We start from the raw sequence: 22481 nt of genomic DNA, 5'->3' as shown, positions 1-22481 counted from the left end.
GAAGGGTGGACGCAGGTCTCCCTCGTGAATACATGCGCGTGACTATGCGCGTTCCCTTCATCAAGATGCACGGATTAGGAAATGATTTCGTGGTGCTCGACGCCCGCGAAACTAGCCTGCCTGCGATGACGGAAAAGACCGCGCGCGCTATTGCTGACCGGCGCGAAGGGATTGGCTGCGATCAAGTAATCGTGCTGGAGCTTAGCGAGGCTCAAGCCTTCAAAATGCGCATCTTCAATTCTGATGGCGGCGAGGTCGAAGCCTGCGGCAATGCCAGCCGCGCGGTGGCGCTACTTCATGGTGAAGCAGCGACCATCGAAACCGCCGGCGGGGCAATCACCCTTCAACCCACACAAGGCGGCGCGATAGTCGACATGGGTGTGCCGCACTTTGGCTGGGATACGATACCCCTCGCCTATGCGATGGACACCGCGAACATGCCAGTGGGGTGGGCAGAGTTGGAAGACCCGATGTCAGTCAATGTCGGCAATCCACATGTGATCTTCTTTGTCGAGGACACTGAACGTGTTGATCTCGCCGCGCTTGGTCCTGTGATCGAGCACGACCCGCTGTTTCCCGAGGGCGTAAACGTCAATGTCGCGAGCGTGGTCAGCGACAATCACCTGCGCCTTCGTGTGTGGGAACGCGGCGCGGGGCTCACGCGGGCTTGCGGCACCGGGGCCTGTGCAACGGCCATAGCAGCGATGAAACGCGGGCTTGTCGGGCGCACAACGACAGTCACCCTGCCCGGCGGCGACCTAACGATCGCATGGGACGCCGAGGACCGTATCCAGATGACCGGTCCTGCGACCGAGGCATTCCGAGGGACATTCGACTGGGATGACTTTGCGTGAGCAAACCTGAAGTCATTACCTTGGGCTGTCGCCTAAACATTGCTGAGAGCGAACGTATGCGCGCCATGCTGGCCGATGCAGGCGATGTGGTGGTGGTCAATTCCTGCGCTGTGACCAGCGAGGCGGTGCGCCAGACGCGCCAAGCCATCCGCAAGGCGCGGCGCGAACGGCCCGATGCACGTTTGCTCGTGACTGGATGCGCAGCGGATATCGAACGCGGCCAATTGGCCGATATGCCTGAGGTCGACGGCCTGATCGCCAATGAACGCAAGCTCGATCCGCGCGCGTGGAATATCCCGCAGGCTGAGGCTCCGCTCGCCCCGACCAAGACCCGCGCATTCATTGCGGTGCAGAACGGCTGTGACCATGCCTGCACCTTCTGCGTGATCCCGCAAGGGCGCGGTGTCAGCCGGTCCATGACTGTGGCCGATGTACTGCGCGAAGTGGGACAGCATCTGGAGCTTGGCGCGAAAGAGGCGATCCTGACCGGTGTGGACCTGACATCATGGGGCCACGATCTGTCGAATAGCCCGGCATTGGGCGCGCTGGTGCAGGCGATTCTGGACGAATTCCCCAGCCTCAATCGCCTTCGCCTGTCCTCAATGGACGGCATCGAAATTGACGAAGCGCTGTTTGATCTGATCGCGCACGAAGAACGCGTGATGCCGCATCTGCACCTCTCGCTTCAGCACGGCGCGGACATGATCCTAAAACGTATGAAACGCCGCCATTTGCGCGGTGATGCCGTGAGCCTCGTCGCAGGCCTCAAAACCGCACGGCCCGAGATCGCCGTCGGCGCGGACCTGATGGCGGGCTTTCCAACCGAGAGCGATGAACACCACGCCGACAACCTCTCGATCATTCGCGAGCTCGATATCGTTCACGGCCATATCTTCCCCTTCTCGCCACGCCCTGACACGCCCGCCGCCCGCATGCCTCAGCTTGACCGTGCCGTAGTCAAGGCTCGCGCCGCCGAACTTCGCGCCGCGGTCAGCGATGTCCGCAGCACATGGCTCGACAGCCTTGTGGGTGAAACACACAGCGTCCTCGCAGAGCGCGATGGCACAGGCTACACCCCGCACTATGCCCGCGTGCAACTTCCCGAAGGCACACAAGCAGGCGATCTGGTCGATGTGACCATCAAAGGACTTGAGGAAGGCTTGCTGCGATGAGCGAGGAAAAGAAGGCGAGCTGGAAAGAGCGGCTGTTTGGTGGCTTCCGCAAGACCTCTGACCGTCTGTCCGAGAACCTCTCGGGCCTTACCGAGGCTAAGGCCAAGCTTGATGATGCGACGCTCGACGATGTCGAGGATGCGCTGATCATCTCCGACCTTGGCCCTGCCGCCGCCGCGCGTATCAGGGCGCGTCTTTCGGAAAAGAAATTCGGCCTCGAGATCTCCGAACGCGAGTTGAAAGAGGCTGTCGCCGAGGAAATCGCAGAAATCCTGCGCCCCGTTGCCAAGCCGCTTGAAATCACCGCCTTTCCTCGCCCACAGGTTATCCTTGTCATCGGGGTCAACGGTTCCGGCAAGACCACCACCATCGCCAAGCTCGCGCATCTCTTCACCGAAGATGATTACGGCGTACTGCTCGCAGCAGGCGACACCTTCCGTGCCGCCGCCATCGGACAGCTCGCCACATGGGCAGAGCGCGCGGGCGTGGACATTGTGCGCGGCCCAGAAGGCGGTGATCCGGCGAGCATCGTATTCGACGCGGTAAAGCAAGCAACCGACACCGGGATCGACGCGCTGGTTGTCGACACCGCCGGACGCCTGCAAAACAAGCGCGAGCTTATGGATGAGCTGGAGAAAATCCGCCGTGTCCTTGGTCGCCTCAATGAAGAAGCCCCGCACGATGTGGTGCTGGTTCTCGATGCCACCAACGGCCAGAATGCGCTCTCACAGATCGACGTGTTCAAAGAAGTCGCGGGCGTCACCGGCCTGATTATGACCAAGCTGGACGGCACCGCACGCGGCGGCGTTTTGGTCGCGGCTGCCGAGCAATACGGCCTGCCGATCCACGCGATTGGTGTGGGTGAGAAGATGGAAGATTTGCGCCCGTTCGATCCCGATCTGGTGGCGCGTGTGATTGCGGGAGTGGCCTGATGGCCCCAGAAGAAAACACAACCGACCAACCCAAAAAATCCGGTGGTTCAGGCTGGCTCAGCGTCGCGATTGATTACGGGCCCTTGCTCGTATTCCTGATCGTCTATCGCACCATGGCGCCGGATGAGCCCAACGCTGCGGGAGAGTTGCTGGCGATAATCTATGGCACCGCGGCCTTCATGGTAGCCGCGGTCGTCGCGCTGATCGCCTCCCGCACTTTACTTGGCAAAGTTTCGCCAATGCTGTGGTTCTCGACCGCGCTGATCGTCGGCTTTGGCGCGCTCACCATTTTCCTCGGTGATCCGGTGTTTGTGCAGATCAAACCCACCATCATTTATGGGATGTTTGGCGTTGCTTTGCTGGTGGGCTGGCAGATGGGCAAACCGCTGCTCAAGATCCTGCTCGAGGCCGCGTTTGAAGGGCTGACGGAAGAAGGCTGGCTCAAACTCTCGCGCAATTGGGGCTTCTTCTTCCTGGTGCTCGCTGCCCTCAATGAGGGACTTCGCGCCTATCTCAGCTTCGAAGGTTGGCTCTGGGCCAAATTCTGGGTTTTCCTGCCGCTCACTTTCCTGTTCACCTTCGCCAATGTCCCGATGCTGCTTAAGCATGGCCTCGCGGTGGAGGATGTCGACGATGTGGTGAAAGAGGAGCCACCAGCCCAGTGAAGACGATCCTCGCTCTCGCAGCTGCGCTGGCATCCGCACCCACTCTTGCGGCGACGCCGCCAATTCTGTCGATGAGCGAGAGTGAGCAGACCGCTCCCGAATTGCCTCCCATTCTTTCGCACCGCGATAGGGTGCCGGTGATCGACGGGATCATCAAAGAACGGCTCGACACCATCATCCCGCAGATTATGCGCGAGGAAGGGATCGACTTCTGGCTGCTGATGGCGCGCGAATATTTCGAGGAGCCCGTGGTTGCCTCGATGCTTGATGCGAAGAGTATGGCAGCGCGGCGGCGCACGATCCTGGTCTTTCACGATCTTGGCCCTGACCAAGGAATCGAGCAGATGACCGTCAGCCGATATGGCCTTGCTGAGCTGTTTGAGCCTGCCTGGAATCCTGAGAAGCAGCCCAATCAGTGGAAAGCGGTGGCCGACATTATCGCCAAACGCGATCCCGATAAAATCGCAATCAACTTCTCGGATTTCACCGCATTCGGCGACGGCATGACGCTTAGCCAGTATCGTTCGATGATGGCCGCCCTGCCCGAAACCTATCACGACCGCGTTGTATCAGGCGAAAAGCTTGCGATTCGCTGGTTAGAAACGCGCACGCCGGAAGAGATGGAACTCTATCCAGGCATCGTGCGCATTGCGCATGCAATTATCGGAGAAGCCTTCTCACGCAAAGTTATCACGCCCGGCGTCACCACCGCCGCCGATGTACAATGGTGGTATCGCGAGCGGCTTTCGCAGCTGGGCCTGGCTCCTTGGTTTCACCCCTCTGTCGGTGTCCAGCGGCAGGGCACCAAAGGCATGCTGAATGGCAACACAGTAATCGAGCCTGGTGATCTGCTCTGGACCGATTTCGGTATAACTTACCTGCGCCTGTCCACCGACACACAGCACCTCGCCTACGTGCTCAAACCCGGCGAGACCGCTGTGCCTGCTGGCCTTGCAAAAGGTCTCGCCAACTCTAACCGTGTTCAGGACATTCTGACCTCGCAGATGAAAGTTGGCCTAACCGGCAATCAAGTCCTCGCTGCCGCCCGCAAACAGGCGCTGGCTGAGGGGTTGGACCCGTCGATCTACACCCACCCGATTGGAACGCATGGCCACGGTGCGGGCAGCGCCATCGGCTTTTGGGACAACCAGAACGCCGATCCACGTGGCGAATATCAGCTTCGCCCCAACACCGCATGGTCGATCGAGCTGACCAGCTATGCCGAAGTGCCCGAATGGGACGGCCAACGCGTTGATTTCCGCACCGAAGAAGATGCGTTTTTCGATGGCGAAACCGTGCGCTATCTTGACGGGCGGCAGACCGAGATTACGATAATCCCAAGCGGGTAGGCCGTGGTCGACATTCCACTTGCGCTGATCAATCAGCATAGCTAGTTTTGATGTGATAATATATCATTCAACTCAAAGCCAGCAATGACCGCCCTTCTCGATACTTCCGCCAAGCAGTCGCTAACCCCTGACGTCCTCGCCAGGGCTCTTGAACATGGCTGCAACCTTGCGATCTGGAAGCGCGCACCCATCGATGGCTTGGCCAGTTTGATCGAGGGTGATGTGCATGACATCCGCTTTGACGCCGAGCTCGACGACGTAAGCAGCCGGTTGACGGAGCAACTGAACACGAAAGGATACCCCGAAAGCGCTTTGCGCGACGCCTTCACCACCGACGTCGCTCACCTTGCAAAGCTCTATGCTGGCGCGCTTGAACTGGATCGGATCAATGTGCGCGTGGAGATCGTCACCACCGATTCCTGCCGTAAGTGGCACGCCGACTATGTCACCGCGCGTTTGATCACGACCTATGTCGGATCCGGAACCGACTGGATCGATGATCGCGATGCGGCCCGTGTACGCAATGGCTTGCCCCCAAAAAACACCCATTCCCTGAAGGCGGGCGATGTCGGCATGTTTCAGGGTAAGCTTGGCACCGACGATCCGGCCATCCATCGCTCCCCGCCGATCGCTGGCACAGGTGAACGCCGACTCTTGCTCGTTCTAAACCCACCCGAGGATATCTGACATGCAAACCACTGCGCCTTTGGATCGCACCGCCGCAGCGCTGAGCTTGGCCTGTGTGGCGCATTGCGTCGCATTGCCTGTGATCGCTGTATCGCTGCCATTTGTGGCGGCCGTCGCAGAGGCAGAGTGGATTCACTGGTCGCTCACGGCGATGTCTCTTGCCGCATCATTTATGGTCATCGGCACAGCCCACAATGCGCGCAGAGCGGCTTTTCTCGTTCCTGCAATCGCAGGGATGGCATTGCTGGTTTTTGCGGTGTTTGCGGAAAGCTTTGGGGTCGAAGAAACACCGCCAACCGTCATAGGCGGCTTATTGCTGGCTGCCGCACATCTATGGCGACTGTTCAGGGCTCACCGCTGAACGTAAGCACTCCAAAGAAGCCGGGTAACATGTTGGGAAAAGTGTCACCCTGTTTGGCAACAGAATAGAGGCCTAGATCTCGACCTGACTGCCCAATTCGACCACGCGGTTGGTCGGCAATTTGAAGAAATCCATCGCGCTTGCGCTGTTTCTAAGCATCCATGCAAAGATCTTCTCTCGCCAGATCGGCATGCCAGGCTTGTCACTCGCCAGCAGTGTCTGTCGGGACAGGAAGAAGCTGGTGTGCATCATGTCGAAATCGCCGCCGCAGAAGTTGTTCATCGCCTTCAGCCCTTCGGGCACATCGGTCGCTTCCATAAAGCCATAATGCAGGATCGCGCGATAAAAGCCGTCGCCCATATCCTTGTATTCACAGCGCTTCTCTGGATCGACATAGGGCACGTCCTGAATATCGACAGTCAGGATCACCACGCGCTCATGCAGCACCTTATTGTGCTTGATATTGTGGAGCAGAGCGGACGGCACACCAGCTGTGCTGGATGCCATAAAGATCGCAGTGCCGGGCACGCGAAGGGCCGAGTTCTTGGCTGACTTGGCGAAGATCTCCATAGGCAGCGCATGCTCGCTCATCCGCTCGCGCATCAGCTTACGGCCGCGCGCCCAGGTGGTGAGCAAGAGGAATGCGATGAAGCCAACCATCAGTGGGAACCAGCCGCCATCGGGCACCTTGGTGAGGTTCGCTGCGAAGTAGGCACCATCGACAATCAGGAACAACAGAACCACCGGCGCAGCGTACCACCACTTCCACTTCCATACGCCAACCAGCAGCACGGCCATCAACAGCGTGTCGATGGTAACCGCACCCGTCACAGCAATGCCGTAAGCGCTGGCGAGGTTGGAGGAGTTCTGGAACGTCAATACCAGGATGATGACGGCAATCATCAGCGCCCAATTGACCACCGGAATGTAAATCTGGCCACCCTCGGTTTCTGATGTGTGAACAGTGGAGAGGCGCGGGATGTAGCCCATCTGGATCGCCTGATGCGTAATCGAGAATGCGCCGGAGATGACCGCTTGGCTAGCGATGAAAGTCGCCACGGTGGCGAGGAGAACGAGTGGCAGACGCCATTCCTCGCTCGAAAGGAAGAAGAAAGGGCTCTGGATCGCTTCGGCCGCTTGCTCTGGCGGCAAGCCGATAATCATCGCGCCCTGACCGAAATAGTTGAGCAACAGGCACGGCATGACAAAGCCGAACCACGAAAGTCGCATCGGGCCGCGCCCGAAGTGGCCCATGTCCGAATACAGCGCCTCCGAACCCGTCACAGCCAGCACGACCGAGCCCAGCGCGAGAAAGGCCAGCGTGCCGTCAATCACGAAGAAGTTGACCGCGTAATACGGGTTAAGCGCCCACAGGATCGCCGGAGTCTGGATAATCTGCCAGCTGCCAAGCGCCGCGATAACCGTGAAATAGACGATCATCACAGGCGCAAACAATGCCCCCACCTTTGCCGTACCGCGTTTCTGCAGGACAAACAGGAAGACCAGCAAAGCCAGCGCAATCGGAATCACATATTGCTGCAATCCCTGATCGACTACGGTCAGCCCTTCCACGGCGGAAAGGACCGAAATAGCGGGCGTAATCATCGAGTCGCCGTAAAACAGCGACGTAGCGAACACCCCGAGCAACAACGCAACCCAGCCATATTTGGACTTACTCAGCTGACTGGAAATTAGCGCGACGAGAGCAAGGCTACCGCCCTGCCCTTTGTTATCCGCTCGCATCAGGATGGTGACGTACTGGATCGCAACGACCAGCGTCATCGACCAGAAAATCAGGCTGATCACACCCAAAACATGCGCTTCATCCAGCGCCAACGGGTGCGGGCCGACAAAGGTCTCGCGAAACGCGTAGAGTGGACTGGTGCCGATATCGCCGAAAACGATACCAATTGCCCCCACCGCAAGCGCCGCTTTCGAGGCGCTGTGCGATTTGCCGCCTTCGGGCGGTTGGTGAGCTGGTGCTGCTGTCTCGCTCATGGTTTGAGCCTACCCGCGGTGGTTACTGTTGCGGCTAACCGCAAGGCGGCGGCACCTAGCACCACTTATTCGCACCTGCAACATGGGCGGCCGACCGAGCGTCATTGCCCTTGCAGGAACGGCGCATTGGCAATCATCTCATCCAAAGCAGCAATTCGGTTCTCAAGGTCTTCGCGGAAGGGAGCATCCTCCGGCGTATCTTCGAGCAGATCCGCCCATACCGATCTTGCCTCACGAAATTCGCGGCTTTGCAGATAAGCTGCACCAAGGAAGAAACGCGGGGCCGGATTGTTCGATTTGATCGCAATCGACCTGTCATAGGCAGCGCGGGCCGCAGGGGTCACATTGTTATCGGCATGCGCGACAAGCGCCATGCCCAGCGCGAGCCAGCCTTCGAGATGCTCCGGGTTTTCATTGAGGCCACGGCGAAGCAGATTAGCCGCATCGCCAAACTTACCACGCCGTGCAAATCCGTCCGAGGTGATGAGATAGGACGGCTTCATCAGCGTCTCATCGAATAGGCTGTGGCGCGCATCGACCATCGCTTCGCCCGATCTCGGGGCCTGCAACTGCTCCGCCTTCGGGCTGGAAGGCTGATCGGGAGAGCCTTGCCACGCATAGCCTGCAAGCCCGAACAACAGCGCCGCAGCGAAAAGCGTCCAGCCTTGGCGCGGCAAGCGTACTGCGAATATCGCAAACGCGAAGCAGGCTATCGCGAGCAGACCGACCCCAATCCAACCCATCATGCGTCCGCCTCTGCTTCCGCTGCATCTTCATCCCTCCGGCGTAAACGCCGGGCGAGGACAAACATCGCGAGCAGTATAAACACCGCAGGCACAGCAAACAGCGGCCAGGTAGTGGAGCTGACCTCCGGAGAATAGGTGACGTAGTCGCCATAGCGCTCAACCAGCCAAGCTCGGATTTCATCAGGACTTTCACCCGCTTCGATCCGCGCACGGACCTGATGCCGCATGTCGCCAGCCATCGGCGCGTCACTGTCTGCGATGCTCTGCGACTGGCAGGTCAGGCAGCGCAGGGTTTCCATCAGCTCGAGCGCGGCGGCTTCTTTGGCCGGGTCCTCAAGCTGGACGTAGGCAAGTGGTGCAGGCTCGCGGTCCTGCTGGGCCATAAGCGGCTGCGCGAAAATCGCCAGAAGCAGAGCGAACAACCGGATCATTTCGCTGCCTCAAGTTGTTTGAGCAGAATCGGCACATGCTCTGCGCGGATATCGCCGATATGCTGATACCGGATATTACCCTGACCATCGATGACATAGGTTTCGGGAACGCCAGACGCGCCAAGCTCAATCATCAAGGATGAAATCTCGTCCGAGCCTATCCGCGAATAAGGGTTTCCGTACTTCTCGAGAAAATCCGCGACATTCTCGGTCTCATCACGGATTGCGATACCGATGATCTCGGCACCCTTCGCTTTCAGTTCCTCAAGCTGTTCCGCCTCGGCGATACAAGGCAAACACCAGCTCGCCCAAATGTTGAGCAGTTTCGGTTTGCCATCGGCAAAATCTGCACGCGAGGCGCCGAGGACACCCTCTGTCGCTGGTTCAAGATCAAAATCCGGAAGCGGCTTGTTGACCATCTGCGACGGGATTGCCTCGTCCTTGGGCTGCGTGAGCATATAACCGCCAAGACCCATGATGAAGAGGAATATGGCCAGTGGGATGATATAGACAAGCCGCATCACACTGCCTCCGCTTCAACAAGATCGGCCAGCTGCTCGCGGCGTTGATCAGCCAGTTGCACCGCCTTGCGACGGCGCAAATCGCTGCGCACGCGGCCAAAGATCGCGAGCAACCCGCCGAGCGATATCAGCAGCCCGCCATACCAGATGAAGGTCACAAACGGCTTCCACCAGACGCGCAATTGCCAGCGACCATCACCCGTCGCCTCGCCGATCACAGCGTAAAGCTGACCGTCCCAGCGGGTCGCCAAAGCGGCCTCGCTGGTGGCCTGAACGGGTGACCAAAAAGTGCGCGATTGCGGCGTCAGGAGGATCGGCTCCGCGGCACTACGAGATGCCTCAATGCGTGCTTCCATGGCGGTCCAGTTGGGTCCAGCGATAGGATCGACGCTGGCCAGCTTTACTGTCCAACCGCCGACGGTCGTGGTTTGACCCGGTGTCATGGCTGCCAGCCGCTCCTGCGTAAACGCGCTTTCACTGGCCATGCCTAACAATGACACGGCCACGCCGAAATGCGCGAGAACCATGCCCCACGTCGCCATTGGTGTGCGTGTAATCTTGCGACCACGCAGCGGCAGGAATGCTGCAACCGCCAGCGCCGCTGCCAAAGCCAAGCCGAGAGTCGGGAGGATCGAGTAACCACCTAGGACCGCGACCAGGGCGGTAACGGCGATAAGGATCGCGCCGATAATCGCCAGCTCTTGCTTGATCCGGTCTGGCTTGTCCGATTTCCAGCGAAGGATTGGACCAACGGCCATCACAAGGAACATCGGCACCGCGAACAACGCGCTCACCGGATTGAAGTATGGTGGGCCAACCGACACACGTACGTTGAATGCTTCGGTCAGCAGCGGATAGAGCGTGCCCAACAGCACCACCGCGAGGATCGCCGTGAGCATCACATTGTTGAATACCAGCGCACCCTCACGGCTCGCCACGGTGAATCGCTTACCCTCCGCCACGCTACTTGCGCGCATCGCGAAAATGGTAAGAGCACCGCCAATATAGAGGCCAAGCAGGATCAGGATAAATGTGCCCCGCTCCGGATCGACAGCGAAGGCATGAACACTGGTCAATACGCCAGAGCGCACAAGGAATGTGCCCAGCATACTCATCGAGAATGCCAGAACGCCCAGCATGATAGTCCATGTGCGCAAGGCATCGCGCGCGGCCAACACGCTGACCGAATGCAACAAGGCTGTCGCCGCGAGCCATGGCATCAGCGATGAGTTTTCAACCGGGTCCCAGAACCACCAGCCGCCCCAGCCCAGCTCGTAATAGGCCCAGTAGCTGCCAGCCGTGATGCCAAAGGTCAGGAACACCCATGCGCCCAGCACCCAAGGACGCATGACACGGGCGAATTCGGGCGTCACCTGCTTCGTGATCAGCGCTCCCATCGCGAGGCTGAACGCAACCGAAAGGCCCACATAGCCGACATAAAGCGTAGGCGGATGCACCGCGAGGCCGATGTCTTGCAGCAGCGGGTTGAGACCAATGCCTTCAGCCGCAGGCGTCGGCAGGCGCTCAAACGGATTCGAGCTGAGGATCAGGAATGCATAGAAACCGAGCGCAACGAAGCCTTGCACAGCGAGGGTTGCCTGCATGGTTTTATGCGGCAGACGCTTCTCTGCTCCGGCCAGCAGACCGCCTGAAAGCGCCAAAACCGCCACCCAAAGGAGCATCGAACCTTCATGGTTCCCCCATGTCCCTGTAAGCTTGTACAAAAACGGCTTCAGTGAATGTGAATTGGTCGCCACCAGCTTGATCGAGAGATCGGTGATCGCAAACGCCCACAGCAGCATGGCGAAGGCCAGCGTCGCCAGAACAGCCTGCAAAATCGCCGCAGGGCGCGCATAGACTGCGAAGGGAGACACCTCGCCTTCCGGTGTGCGCAAAACGGCTGCACCGGCCACCATCTGCAACACAGCCAACGCGGTGGCGAGCCACAATGCCGCAAGGCCAATCTCTGCGATCATGCGCGGCTAGCCTCTAATCCAGTCCGACGGTCGTGTCGGCAACACTGTCAGCGGCATTGTGCGCTTCAAGCCCTTCGAGCTCTTTGGGCACGTAATTCTCGTCATGTTTGGCGAGCAGATTGGTCGCGAGGAAGGTGCCGTCGCTTTGCAGGCTCCCCTCGGCCACCACGCCTGAGCCTTCGACGAACAGGTCGGGCAGGATGCCGGTATAGCGCACCGCCATCACATCCTCTTCGTTGCCGGTCACAACGAAATTGACGGTCACGCCATCTTCCAAGGTCTTAAGCGAGCCGGGCTGGACCATACCGCCCAATCGCACTGCGCGGCCCGTTTCGGGCGGATTGGCAGCCATTTGCTCAGGCAGGTAGAACAGGTTTGCCTGATTGCGGACGGCCCACGTGGCGATCAATCCAGCACCGATAATCGCCGCCAGTGCAAGCACGACCAGTACGAGCCGCTGGTGTTTGGCTTCTATCGCACTCATCGGCGCCTCACCTCATCACGGCGTTTTTCCGCGCGGCGCATCGTGTGCCAACTCCATGCAAGCACCAGCAACAACCCGCCCAGCCCGATGACATAGGAAGCGATGACGAAATCCCAGTGATCGAGAGCCTCACGCATCACACACTCTCCATCGCAGCGGGAACAGGCGCATCATCATCCAGTGCGCGGCGACGTAGGCGTGCCTCGACTTGAGCCTCGGCAATCAGCGCCCGCATGCGCATCAGAACGATGGCTCCGAACAGCAGCGAGAAGCCCAGTACCGCGATCAACAACGGCCAAAGATAAGCCGGATCAATCGCGCTTTTGCCCACGGTGATGCTGGGAGGCTGGTGAAGCGAGTTCCACCACACCACGCTGCGGTTGATGATCGGGATGTTGATTGCGCCGACCAGCCCAAAGATTGCGGCGATCTTGGGCGATCCACCTTCGCGCGCCGTGGCCTGTGTCAGAGCAATATAGCCGCCGTAAAGAAACAGCAGCACCAACATACTGGTCAGCCTGCCGTCCCATTCCCACCATGTGCCCCATGTCGGGCGACCCCAGATCGAACCGGTGGCGAGGCAAATAGCGGTGAAGACCATTCCCGGCACCGCCATTGCGCGGGCCGCGAGGCCAGCGAGCGGGTGCTTCCAGATCAACAGCGCGGCGCTCGCAATCGCGATGCCAGCCCATCCACCCATGCCCAACCACGCAGCCGGCACATGGATGAACAAGATGCGCACGCTCTCACCCATCAACCGGTCAGGCGGCACCATGGTCAGGCCCCATGCAACCGCGCCAAAGGTCAGCACGAGACCGCTCCACAAGCAAAGCGGCATCATCCACTTGGCGAGCGAGAGAAAACGGGTCGGGTTGGCGTAAATATGCATGATGGCAACTTGTGCGCCTGTATTAGTGTCCCCACCGCGGCCCGCAAGGCGCAAACGGTGCAAGACGTGCCGTGCCCTGCGCAAATGAGGCGCCAATAAGCGCGAAATGCGCTTTATCAGCGTCCGATCAGCTTCTGCGCCATACGATCCGCCACAACGTCGGGTGAAATCTTCGTTGCATCGCTTTCCTGCCAGATCTGCTCGAGCCGTTCGGGGATCATGGCGATGCGTTTGCGCACTTCATTGATATCTCCGGGCGTGCCATCGCGCCGCGCAAGGTATTCAGTGGCAACCGAGATGATCCCGCCCGCATTGATTACATAGTCCGGCGCGAACAGGATATCCCGCGCGAACAAGGGCTGGCCGTGCTCAGGCCGTCCTAACTGGTTGTTGGCCCCGCCCGCCACAATCGCGGTGTCGAGGCGCGCGATGCCATCATCATCAAGGATCGCGCCCAGCGCATTGGGGCTAAATACATCGCAAGCCACACCCATGATCGAGTCCGCGCCCACAGTCTTGGCACCGATCTCATTGGCGAGCGCCTTAGCACCGGCTTCGTTGATGTCCGCAAGCGTCAACTGGGCGCCATCCTTGGCCAAAAGGCGCGCAACGCCGCCACCGACGCTGCCTGTGCCTTGCACCGCGACGTGAACACCCTGCATCGAATCCTTGCCAAGCTTGTGGCGCACGGCTGCTTTGATGCCGAGATAGATGCCCATCGCGGTAAACGGACCGGGGTCGCCACCGGCGGCCTGGTCTCCCGTCACCGGAAGGCCCGAAACGTGGCTGGTGCGCTGCGACACAGCGACCATATCGGCTTCGCTGATGCCAACGTCTTCAGCCGTCACATACCGGCCATTCAGCGCCTCAACCGCATCTCCAAAGGCGGCAAGCAATTCTGGTGTCTTTGTCTTGGCTTCATCGGCAAGGATAACTGCCTTACCACCGCCCAGTGGCAGACCAGCCATCGCATTCTTATAACTCATCCCGCGCGACAGACGCAGCGCATCGCGCAGCCCGTCTTTCGGGTTGGGATAGTGCCAGAAACGGGTACCACCCCCGCCCGGGCCGAGATGCGTGGAATGGAGCGCAATAATGGCCGTCAGCCCGCTGTTCCGGTCGCGCACGACCTGCACAAGCTCGTGATCGTCAAAATCGGGTTCGGTCCAGAATGCGGTCATAGAAAACGCCACCTTGCATTGCAGCGCGGCAACCAAGGCATTGACCACAGATCAATGATTGCAAGGGAGAAAATGGGGCGATCGAGGGGTCTCGAACCCCCGACCTCCGGTACCACAAACCGGCGCTCTAACCAACTGAGCTACGATCGCCACATGCCCCGCCCCAACGCAACCGAAAGTCGCTGCCAAGTCCGCGCAAGATCGGCGTGATACGCCGGAATTAAGCACGGTCAAGGCTGCTCGAGGCAGGCGCGCGCCAATTGCACAATCATCGCCATATGGGAAGCGAAAACTGCGCTTCGCACGATATGACGCAAGATTATTTCACGGGCAATTGATGGCTTGTGCACGCGGCTGTGTCACTTATCACTGCAGACATGGCGGGACCGGGCGAATCTTCGGCAGAAACACTCATCGCGTATGGCGGCATTCAGCGCGTCCCCACACCCAAAGCGGAACTGTTCCAGCGGCGCGATTTTCTAAGCTCCGAGCTATGCGATGCGCTGATCGCCTTGATCGACAAAGACCGCCGCCCTTCCACCATCGCCGATGACAATGGTGATGCTTACTTCCGGACTAGCGAAACCTGTGATCTCAGCGCCGATGAAGACGCCGTGAAGCAGCTGGAAGCGCTGTTGTTCAAGCTCAACGGCATCGATCCCGCCCACGGCGAACCTGTTCAGGGGCAACGCTATGCTGTCGGTCAGGAGTTCAAAGCGCACACCGACTACTTTACGCCCGGCGGTGCGGATTATGAAAAGTATTGCAGCGTCGCAGGCAATCGCACCTGGACCTTTATGATCTACCTCAACGAGGTCGAGGCCGGCGGCGCGACGCGCTTCAAGGCGGTGGGCAAGTCTTTCCACCCCGAGGCTGGCAAGCTGCTGTGCTGGAACAACAAACGCCCCGATGGCAGCGTGAACCCCTCAACCCTTCATCACGGGATGAAAGTGCGCAAAGGGATGAAGTATGTGATCACCAAATGGTACCGCGAGTTGCCTTGGGGGTGGGAATAGATTCTCCTTTCGAATTTTGATCCAGATTAACGCGCTAGACCACCGACTGCGTCATTATCTTTATGCAATCAAAGGAGATTGATGTGTCAGAGTATCAAGACATCGCAGTGCAACTGCGCAACCGACTGGACGATCTGCTCGAGCGCTCGGAGGTGATCGAGGACGATCTTCGCCACCCGTTGGACGCTGACTGGAGCGAGCAGGCGGTTGATTTGGCGGATGATGAGGCACTCGAAGGGGTCGACGATGTGCTAAAGGCAGAAATCCAGCAGATCAGGCTCGCTCTTGTGAGGATCGAGAACGGCACCTACGGCACGTGCTCGAAATGCGGGAACGAAATCCGCCGTGCAAGGCTGGAGGCCCGCCCGATTGCCACCCGCTGCATTGATTGCGCTTCGGAAAGCTGAAACGAAAAAGGCGGCCCCGTCGGACCGCCTTCCCCTTGTGGCCGAAGCCACGAAGCTTGTTCATTCGCTTACTTTTTAAGCGAGAGACCGCCAAAGCGCTTGTTGAACGCTGCGACACGGCCGCCTTCCTGAACCTGGCGGTTGCCGCCGGTCCAAGCCGGGTGGCTGGTCGGGTCAATATCGAGAGCGAGCGTGTCGCCCTCCGCGCCCCAAGTGGAGCGGGTTTGAAACTCGGTGCCATCGGTCATTTTGACCGTGATGGTGTGATATTCGGGATGCCCTTCGGCTTTCATCGTCTTGTTCCTTTGAGCTTTCACCGGTTCCGACCGGCGGTGCTATGAAATCGGAGAAGCGGCGCATTTAACCGCGCCACAGAAAATTGCAAGCAGAGTCGCGATTAAGCTGACGGCGGATCCGCGATCATCGCGGTGAATTCGGTTTCACACGTCGTTTTACCCTCGACGCTCGCCCGGCCTTTGAACTTATAGATCGTGCGGCGTTGCTGAAGGAATTCCACCTCCAGATCGAGCAGACAACCCGGCGTGACAGGTGCACGGAATTTTGCCCCGTCAATGCCCATGAAGATCACCAGCTTGCCTGTGCCAGCCAGTTCCAGCGTTTCGATGCCAAGAATCGCTGCAGCTTGCGCGAGTGCTTCGATCTGAAGCACGCCGGGCATGATGGGAGCGCCAGGGAAATGCCCCTGAAAGAACTCCTCATTCATGCTCACCGCTTTGACCGCATGAATGCGCTCGTTGAGGTGAATCTCCTTCACCCGATCTACCAGCAGCAGCGGATAGCGGTGCGGCAGGGCCTTAAGGATTTTGTGGATGTCATAATCCACAATCGGACCAGCGGTGCCGGTTTCTTCACTCATGCCCTGCCCCCTTACTTGCGTGCGCGGCCTTAGCGGCCCTGCGGTGCCTGCGTCGCCGGCTGTTGCGGCTGCTGCTGTTGTGCAGCGGCTGCGCGCTGGCGCAGAACCTGAGCGGTTACCAGAGTCTGCTGGATTTCCTGAAACAGAGCAACGCCGCGGCGCGTCGGTTGCCAGCCTGCAGGTGGAACGATGCCAACTTGCGGAACTTTTGTGTTCAGCGAAGTGATCACTTTCGAAGTCATGTCTGCTTCAGGCGGCGCATAAAGAAGCGCTTCCGGTGTAACGACGATCTGAACCTGATTGGCCGTGATCACCTCTTGCAGGGCAGCCCCATATTGAGCGTAAATCTGCTCAATCGCAAAGATGCGACCAGCGTCGATCTGATTGGTGACCTGAGCGATCTGGCGATCGAGGTTTTCGAGCGTGGTGAAACTCGCCGTGCCCTCTGCCGCTTTCAATTCGGCGTCATTGACTTCGTTATCGCCGTTGGTGTCGATGCCTTTCAACGCTTCCTGACGCTGGGTGCTCAATGTACGAAGCTGTGTAATTTGCGCGGAATAGGTTGTTTCGACCTGCTTATAGGCGTTTTCCAGAGCAGTCGTTCCGAGGATGGCGCGAGGCGCGCTCACGGTTCCGATATTGCCCTGCACCTGCGCCGAAGCGGGCACCGCTGCAACAGAAAGAGCGCTTGCCGAAAGAGCGGCAGCTGCGAATGTCTTGATGAAAGTCTTCATTAGAAGCGAGTTCCTACGTTAAACGTGAATGTCTTGTCGTCGTCGCCCTCGACCTTGCGGATCGTCTGAGCGAAATCGATACGAAATGGGCCGAACGGGGAGTTCCAGTTGACCCCGATTCCGGCGGTGATGCGAGGCGTAGGCGAATCGCCAAGGAAAACCTCGCGGATTGCGCTGTTCGCGCGAATGCTGGGCACGTTGGCGGTTACGCCATCTGCAGCGATCGGATTGATCGTTGCGAATGTGATGGTCTGGCCATCATCGTTTGTGCCCGTCTCGATAAAGATTGGATTACCGTCGCTGTCCGTTTGCTGAATGCCATTCGGGTTATCCTGCAAGACCGGCGCGTCGATGCCCCAAAGAGCGCCGACATCAACCCAGACCGAAGGACGAAGGCCAAGCTCACGGGCACCAGTCCCCAGCGGGATCTCAATCTCTGCGCGGGCGAGATAGTAATTGCGCCCACCCAATGCGTCATCGCGGTTGGATTCACGATCGACAATCGGGGTTGGAACGCCGTTTTCGTCCGGAACATAAGGCTGCGTGAGAATACGCGGGCCTACACCGCGAATGTCGAAACCACGGAACTGAGGCTCGCCCAGGAAGAACCGGTCGGTGAGGAGAATGTCTTCAGTGTTGCCGCCACCTTGGTCCTGAAGCGGAATGATGGTGCCGCCTTCAGCCAAGAGCGAGAAAATGAAGCCGGAATTGCCGACATTCCAGAAACGCTGCGCACGGCCACGCATGCGGAGGTAACGAACATCACCACCCAGGCCCGCAAATTCGGTGCTGAACGTCGTGCGCATACCGCGCGTTGGACGAACAACCGAGTTCAATGAGTTGAAGTTGAGGCTGACGCCGAGGATCGAGCTGAGACGATCACCCAGCGCGTCACAAAGGAAGCGACCTGCGAGCAAGGGGTCGCATTCAGCGACCCCATCGCCATTCAGATCCGAGAAGAACAGGTTCTCGTCGAGGCTAACCTCGTCATAGTTCAGCGTGTAACTGCCGACGAGCGAGAGGTACTCGGTCAGCGGCACACCAACACGCACACCAAAACCGGTTGTTGCCTGCTCGAAAGTGGTGTTCCGGTCAGCGTTCTGGAAGTTGAAGCTGTTGAAATCACGACGGTAAATATCGATGCCGGTCGAGATGTTGCGGTCGAACAGATACGGCTCGGTAAAGCTGATCTGCGCCTGACGCGAGAACTGCGAATAGTTGAGGCTGAGACCGATGGTCTGACCGCGCCCGCGGAAGTTCCGCTGACGGATAGAGCCCGCAAGGATGAACTGCTCGATCGAAGAGAAGCCAGCCGAGAACTGAAGCTCACCAGTCGGTTGCTCTTCAACGTTCGCTTCAAGGATGATGCGATCAGGCGCGCTACCCTCGATCTGGTTTACTTCGAAGTTTTCCTGGAAGTAACCGAGCGAGTTGATACGCGCCGTCGTACGCTGGACGCCCAGCGAGTTGAACGCATCGCCTTCCGAAACGCGGAACTCGCGGCGGATGACCTTGTCCTGCGTCAGAGTGTTGCCGTTGACATCAACGCGCTCAACATAAACGCGCGGTGCCTCCCTGATCAGGAAGGTGATGTCCATCGTCTTTTCGTCCGGATTGCGGTTAAACCGCGGGCGAACATCAGCGAATGCATAACCGAAGCGTCCGGCAAGGTCCGTCAGCTGCTCAACCGTGTCTTCCACGGTCTTGGCGTTGTACGGATCACCAGGCTTCATGACCAAACGGGCGGTCATCGCATCGCTGTCAAAAACGCGCAGCTGACTGTCGACCTTCACGTCGCCGAAGTTATAGCGCTCGCCCTCTTCGACCACATAAGTGATGATGAAGTCGCGCTGATCCGGCGTTAGCTCGGCAACCGCCGAAACCACGCGGAAATCTGCATAACCTTCCGTCAGATAGAACTGGCGAAGCTTCTGCTGGTCAAACGCGAGACGATCAGGGTCGTAGCTCGTGTTCGAGCTGAAGAAGCGATAAAAGCGCGATTGCTTGGTGACCATTTCACCGCGCAACGTCCCATCAGAGAAGACCTCGTTGCCGATGATGTTGATCTGGCGGACTTTGGACTTCGGACCTTCGTTGATCTCGAACACCACGTCCACGCGGTTCTGGGGCAGCTGAACCATCTTCGGCTCAACAGTCGCCGCGAAACGACCCTGTCGCTTATAAAGTTCGATGATACGAGCAACGTCAGCGCGGACCTTCGAGCGAGTGAAAATCTGGCGCGGTGCGAGCTTGATCTCAGGGACGATTTTCTCGTTGTCGAGCCGCTTGTTGCCCTCGAGAACGATGCGGTTGATGACCGGGTTCTCTTCGACCGTGATGACGACATTGCCGTTGTTGTTACGAATGTCGAAATCGGCGAACAGCTCGGTCGCGCCGAGATCCTTCAGCGCCTGGTCAGCCGCCGCTGCGGTGTATTCCTGCCCTACACGCAGACGAATATAAGAAAGGATCGTTGTCGGCTCGAGACGTTCTGAGCCAGCCACACTGATCGTGCGGATGATGTTAGCTGAAGGCGCTGGTGCAGGTGCCGGTGTGGGGGCCGGCGTAGGCTGCGTACCCGTTGTTGCAGGGTCCTGCGCGTCCTGCGCAAATGCGCCGGTCGGCACGCCGGCCAGCATAGAGGCGCATGTCAGGGCAATTGCCAAACGACCAGCGGCATTCACCGCAGTGGGATTTGCAGACTGGTCGCCTGTCTGTGTGCGTCGATTCATGAAGTATAAAGTCCCGTCTAACCCGTCTTCACCACGCCTGATTATCTCAGGTGCGCCTCCCCAAGGGCGCGTAGATATGCTGCGAACAGCTTTAGTTGCCTCTGCCTTATGCGATAGGCGCAATCAAGCACGCATCCCGCGGTAAGGCCGCCCGCCTTTACGCTTTCCCCCGCTAACTGCCAAATATCGGCAGAGAGACGAAGTCATTTACGGTCACGACCACCATCAGCAAGAGCACAACCGCTATTCCCGTGCGGTAAGCCCATTCGGTCGCTTCCGGTCCGACGGGTTTCCGCCGAACAGCTTCAACGGCGTAGAATGCCAGATGGCCACCGTCGAGAGCCGGGATTGGCAACAGGTTGATGAATGCCAAATTAAGCGAGATCAAAGCGACGAAGAAAACGAAGGCCGATAGACCGAGGCTGAGCTGCTCGCCGGAGAACTTCGCAATCTTCACCGGCCCGCCCATTTCGCTAAGCGATCGGTCGCCACGAATGATCTGCGCAATGCCCGTCACCATCATATTGGCTGCGTCGACACTTTGTTTGACCGAAAGTGACGCAGCCTCACCGATGCCAACAGGCTCAAAACGTTCTTCGATCGGCTTTGTCTCCACGCCAATCAGGCCGATGGTTGAGACGTTGCCAAAGTTATCTTTGGTCGTCTCCGCTTTAGCGGTGACCGGAATATCGATCTCGCTTCCATCACGCACCAGAGTCACTACGAACTCGCGATTTGGGTAAAGCAAAATGCTCTGCTGAATTTCGCGCCAGCTCCCCATTTCCTCGCCATCGATCGCGGTGATCCGGTCGCCAACTTCAAAACCAGCCGCCTCAGCGCGCGAATCCTCGGTGAATTTTGCGATCACGCCGACTTGTTCGGGCTCAACCGGCAGCGGCTTTCCGTAAGCAAAGTTGAACGCAAAGAAGATACCGAGAGCAACGATGATATTCGTCACCGGGCCAGCGGCTACAATCAGCGCGCGCTTCCATAAAGCGGCACTCTGAAAGGCGCCTTCTTCCGCCGGAGCATCCGGGTCAGGAATTGAGGCGGGGTTCATATCCCCTTTGAACTGGACGTATCCGCCCAGAGGAAGAACCGAGAGTTTCCAGCGTGTGCCGTGACGATCAGTGCGTCCGACAATCTCTTTGCCGAATCCGACCGAGAACGCATCGGCCTTCACGCCGAACCAGCGTCCAACAAGATAGTGGCCGAGCTCATGCACGGTGACAAGCGGACCAAGCAGCAGCAAGAAGCCGACCGCGTACATCCAGAAAGGGGGCGATTCAAACAATCGAGAAACTCTCCAAGATTTCCGCAGCGTGTCTGCGGACATCAGCATCCACGGTTAAAACGTCTTCCAACGTGTTTGGTGCCGCGGGCGAATAGCGGTTTAACATGTCTTCCGCCACTGCCGTAATGCTGGTGAATGCAATCTGACCGTCGAGGAACGCCGCAACAGCCACTTCGTTGGCCGCATTAAGCACGGCCGGGGCAGCCCCGCCCATGTGGATGGCGTTGCGCGCCATCAGCGTCGCGGGGAAACGGCTGACATCGGGTTCGAAGAAGGTCAATTCTCCGATCTGGGCCAAGTTCAGCGGCTCGAGCGGCGTATCCATTCGCTTGGGCCACGATAGGCAGCAAGCAATCGGCACTCGCATGTCGGACGGGCCAAGCTGCGCCAAAGTCGAGCGGTCGCGATATTCGACCATGGAGTGGATGACGCTCTGCGGGTGGACCACAATATCGAGCTTTTCCAAACCGACCGGGAAAAGGTGATAGGCCTCAATGAGTTCGAGGCCTTTGTTCATCATGGTTGCGCTGTCGACGCTGATCTTTGCGCCCATCGACCAGTTCGGATGCGCTACGGCTTGTTCGGGAGTGGCGGCGGCAATCTGCTCCGGCGTCCAAGTCCAGAACGGACCACCACTCGCAGTCAGCGTGATCTTCGAGATGTCTTCCATGTTGTTGCCGACAAGGCATTGGAAGATTGCGTTATGTTCGCTGTCCGTCGGGATCAGTGATGCCCCGTGTTTGACCACCGAAGCTGTCATCACTTCACCAGCAGAAACCAGCGCTTCTTTGTTGGCCAGCGCGATCAGGCCGCCGCGCTCGATCGCAGACATAACAGGCGGCAGGCCAGCACAACCAACGATGGCAGCAACCGTGATATCCGCCGGGCGAGCGGCCGCATCGCACAGAGCCTGAACCCCACCTGCTGCCTCGACATCGCTACCTGACAAGGCTTCTTTTAGCTCAGCAAGGCAGCTTTCGTCGCCGACAACCGCAATCTTTGCGTCGAATTCGCGCGCCAGAGCCGCCAGCTCTGTCGCGCTGCAATTTGCGGTGAGCGCCTCAACAGACCAGCTTTCAGGATTGGCCTCACGCTCACGCCGGATCAGATCAAGCGTCGATGCACCAATCGAACCCGTTGCGCCCAGAATTGTAATTGAACGAGGCATGCGACCC

Annotated in this window: 24 protein-coding genes and 1 tRNA gene; 9 read left to right on the top strand and 16 right to left on the bottom strand. The window is 58.8% G+C overall.

All coding sequences use genetic code 11. From position 1 onward, the window contains the following. The first annotated feature begins 44 nt into the window (after positions 1 to 44). The 7 genes from dapF to AC0V6K_RS12405 all read left to right on the top strand — a co-directional run bounded on the left by dapF (position 45) and on the right by AC0V6K_RS12405 (position 6020). Positions 45 to 854 (top strand): diaminopimelate epimerase, encoded by an 810-nt coding sequence (gene dapF / locus AC0V6K_RS12435; RefSeq protein WP_472622693.1) that lies wholly within the window; start codon positions 45 to 47, stop codon positions 852 to 854. Beyond that, on the top strand, positions 851 to 2026 hold the full coding sequence (locus AC0V6K_RS12430) for a MiaB/RimO family radical SAM methylthiotransferase (RefSeq protein ID WP_472622691.1): 1176 nt from the start codon (positions 851 to 853) through the stop codon (positions 2024 to 2026). The genes dapF and AC0V6K_RS12430 overlap by 4 nt, the downstream gene beginning before the upstream one ends. Beyond that, entirely contained in the window at positions 2023 to 2958 is a 936-nt protein-coding gene (gene ftsY / locus AC0V6K_RS12425; protein ID WP_472622689.1) for a signal recognition particle-docking protein FtsY, read from the top strand. The genes AC0V6K_RS12430 and ftsY overlap by 4 nt, the downstream gene beginning before the upstream one ends. Beyond that, positions 2958 to 3623: an inner membrane-spanning protein YciB gene (locus AC0V6K_RS12420; protein WP_472622687.1), complete on the top strand. Its 666-nt coding sequence runs from the start codon at positions 2958 to 2960 to the stop codon at positions 3621 to 3623. The genes ftsY and AC0V6K_RS12420 overlap by 1 nt, the downstream gene beginning before the upstream one ends. Continuing rightward, a complete protein-coding gene (locus tag AC0V6K_RS12415) occupies positions 3620 to 4972 on the top strand; it encodes a M24 family metallopeptidase (protein WP_472622685.1) in 1353 nt (450 codons plus the stop codon). The genes AC0V6K_RS12420 and AC0V6K_RS12415 overlap by 4 nt, the downstream gene beginning before the upstream one ends. Before the next feature lie 84 nt (positions 4973 to 5056). Then, on the top strand, positions 5057 to 5659 hold the full coding sequence (locus tag AC0V6K_RS12410; protein WP_472622683.1) for a DUF1826 domain-containing protein: 603 nt from the start codon (positions 5057 to 5059) through the stop codon (positions 5657 to 5659). Between the two features lies 1 nt (position 5660). Further along, positions 5661 to 6020 (top strand): MerC domain-containing protein, encoded by a 360-nt coding sequence (locus tag AC0V6K_RS12405; RefSeq protein ID WP_472622681.1) that lies wholly within the window; start codon positions 5661 to 5663, stop codon positions 6018 to 6020. Positions 6021 to 6092: 72 nt separating this feature from the next. Here the strand turns inward: AC0V6K_RS12405 and AC0V6K_RS12400 are convergent, their stop codons facing one another. From AC0V6K_RS12400 to AC0V6K_RS12355, 10 genes are all read right to left on the bottom strand, one after another. Further along, positions 6093 to 8018, bottom strand: a complete 1926-nt coding sequence (locus AC0V6K_RS12400; protein WP_472622679.1) for a potassium transporter Kup — start codon at positions 8016 to 8018, stop codon at positions 6093 to 6095. A 101-nt stretch (positions 8019 to 8119) separates the two neighbouring features. Next, a complete protein-coding gene (locus tag AC0V6K_RS12395) occupies positions 8120 to 8764 on the bottom strand; it encodes a tetratricopeptide repeat protein (protein ID WP_472622677.1) in 645 nt (214 codons plus the stop codon). Next, positions 8761 to 9195, bottom strand: a complete 435-nt coding sequence (locus AC0V6K_RS12390; RefSeq protein WP_472622675.1) for a cytochrome c-type biogenesis protein — start codon at positions 9193 to 9195, stop codon at positions 8761 to 8763. Before AC0V6K_RS12390 ends, AC0V6K_RS12395 begins: the two co-directional genes overlap by 4 nt. Further along, the gene (locus AC0V6K_RS12385; RefSeq protein WP_472622673.1) at positions 9192 to 9716 is read right to left on the bottom strand and encodes a DsbE family thiol:disulfide interchange protein; all 525 of its coding nucleotides are present in this window, start codon (positions 9714 to 9716) and stop codon (positions 9192 to 9194) included. Before AC0V6K_RS12385 ends, AC0V6K_RS12390 begins: the two co-directional genes overlap by 4 nt. Next, positions 9716 to 11692: a heme lyase CcmF/NrfE family subunit gene (locus tag AC0V6K_RS12380; protein WP_472622671.1), complete on the bottom strand. Its 1977-nt coding sequence runs from the start codon at positions 11690 to 11692 to the stop codon at positions 9716 to 9718. The genes AC0V6K_RS12385 and AC0V6K_RS12380 overlap by 1 nt, the downstream gene beginning before the upstream one ends. 13 nt (positions 11693 to 11705) lie before the next feature. Then, a complete protein-coding gene (gene ccmE / locus AC0V6K_RS12375; RefSeq protein WP_472622669.1) occupies positions 11706 to 12176 on the bottom strand; it encodes a cytochrome c maturation protein CcmE in 471 nt (156 codons plus the stop codon). Further along, positions 12173 to 12313 (bottom strand): hypothetical protein, encoded by a 141-nt coding sequence (locus tag AC0V6K_RS12370; RefSeq protein ID WP_472622667.1) that lies wholly within the window; start codon positions 12311 to 12313, stop codon positions 12173 to 12175. Before AC0V6K_RS12370 ends, ccmE begins: the two co-directional genes overlap by 4 nt. Continuing rightward, positions 12313 to 13065 carry a heme ABC transporter permease CcmC gene (ccmC, locus tag AC0V6K_RS12365; RefSeq protein WP_472622665.1) on the bottom strand — a complete coding sequence of 251 codons (753 nt, stop codon included), beginning with the start codon at positions 13063 to 13065 and terminating at the stop codon, positions 12313 to 12315. The genes AC0V6K_RS12370 and ccmC overlap by 1 nt, the downstream gene beginning before the upstream one ends. Positions 13066 to 13181: 116 nt before the next feature. Next, on the bottom strand, positions 13182 to 14246 hold the full coding sequence (locus AC0V6K_RS12360; protein ID WP_472622663.1) for a Leu/Phe/Val dehydrogenase: 1065 nt from the start codon (positions 14244 to 14246) through the stop codon (positions 13182 to 13184). Between the two features lie 73 nt (positions 14247 to 14319). Continuing rightward, positions 14320 to 14396, bottom strand: a tRNA-His gene (locus tag AC0V6K_RS12355). Positions 14397 to 14623: 227 nt separating this feature from the next. Between AC0V6K_RS12355 and AC0V6K_RS12350 the strand changes: the two genes are divergently transcribed. Both AC0V6K_RS12350 and AC0V6K_RS12345 read left to right on the top strand, forming a co-directional pair. Next, entirely contained in the window at positions 14624 to 15262 is a 639-nt protein-coding gene (locus AC0V6K_RS12350; protein ID WP_472626143.1) for a prolyl hydroxylase family protein, read from the top strand. An 83-nt stretch (positions 15263 to 15345) separates the two neighbouring features. Further along, the gene (locus AC0V6K_RS12345) at positions 15346 to 15669 is read left to right on the top strand and encodes a TraR/DksA family transcriptional regulator (protein ID WP_472622661.1); all 324 of its coding nucleotides are present in this window, start codon (positions 15346 to 15348) and stop codon (positions 15667 to 15669) included. Between the two features lie 68 nt (positions 15670 to 15737). Here the strand turns inward: AC0V6K_RS12345 and rpmE are convergent, their stop codons facing one another. The 6 genes from rpmE to dxr all read right to left on the bottom strand — a co-directional run bounded on the left by rpmE (position 15738) and on the right by dxr (position 22474). After that, positions 15738 to 15962 carry a 50S ribosomal protein L31 gene (rpmE, locus tag AC0V6K_RS12340; RefSeq protein WP_472622659.1) on the bottom strand — a complete coding sequence of 75 codons (225 nt, stop codon included), beginning with the start codon at positions 15960 to 15962 and terminating at the stop codon, positions 15738 to 15740. A 104-nt stretch (positions 15963 to 16066) separates the two neighbouring features. Continuing rightward, a complete protein-coding gene (gene fabZ, locus AC0V6K_RS12335; RefSeq protein ID WP_472622657.1) occupies positions 16067 to 16546 on the bottom strand; it encodes a 3-hydroxyacyl-ACP dehydratase FabZ in 480 nt (159 codons plus the stop codon). Positions 16547 to 16575: 29 nt separating this feature from the next. Beyond that, on the bottom strand, positions 16576 to 17280 hold the full coding sequence (locus AC0V6K_RS12330) for an OmpH family outer membrane protein (protein WP_472622655.1): 705 nt from the start codon (positions 17278 to 17280) through the stop codon (positions 16576 to 16578). Then, positions 17280 to 20012: an outer membrane protein assembly factor BamA gene (bamA, locus tag AC0V6K_RS12325; protein ID WP_472622653.1), complete on the bottom strand. Its 2733-nt coding sequence runs from the start codon at positions 20010 to 20012 to the stop codon at positions 17280 to 17282. Before bamA ends, AC0V6K_RS12330 begins: the two co-directional genes overlap by 1 nt. 172 nt (positions 20013 to 20184) lie before the next feature. Further along, positions 20185 to 21306, bottom strand: a complete 1122-nt coding sequence (gene rseP / locus AC0V6K_RS12320; protein ID WP_472622651.1) for an RIP metalloprotease RseP — start codon at positions 21304 to 21306, stop codon at positions 20185 to 20187. Beyond that, positions 21299 to 22474, bottom strand: a complete 1176-nt coding sequence (dxr, locus tag AC0V6K_RS12315) for a 1-deoxy-D-xylulose-5-phosphate reductoisomerase (RefSeq protein WP_472622649.1) — start codon at positions 22472 to 22474, stop codon at positions 21299 to 21301. Before dxr ends, rseP begins: the two co-directional genes overlap by 8 nt. Positions 22475 to 22481: the final 7 nt, after the last annotated feature.

It is taken from the genome of Erythrobacter sp. S43 (assembly GCF_057364955.1).
The sequence above is the reverse complement of the archived record's forward strand: the minus strand, read 5'-3'. Positions and strand labels throughout refer to the sequence as shown.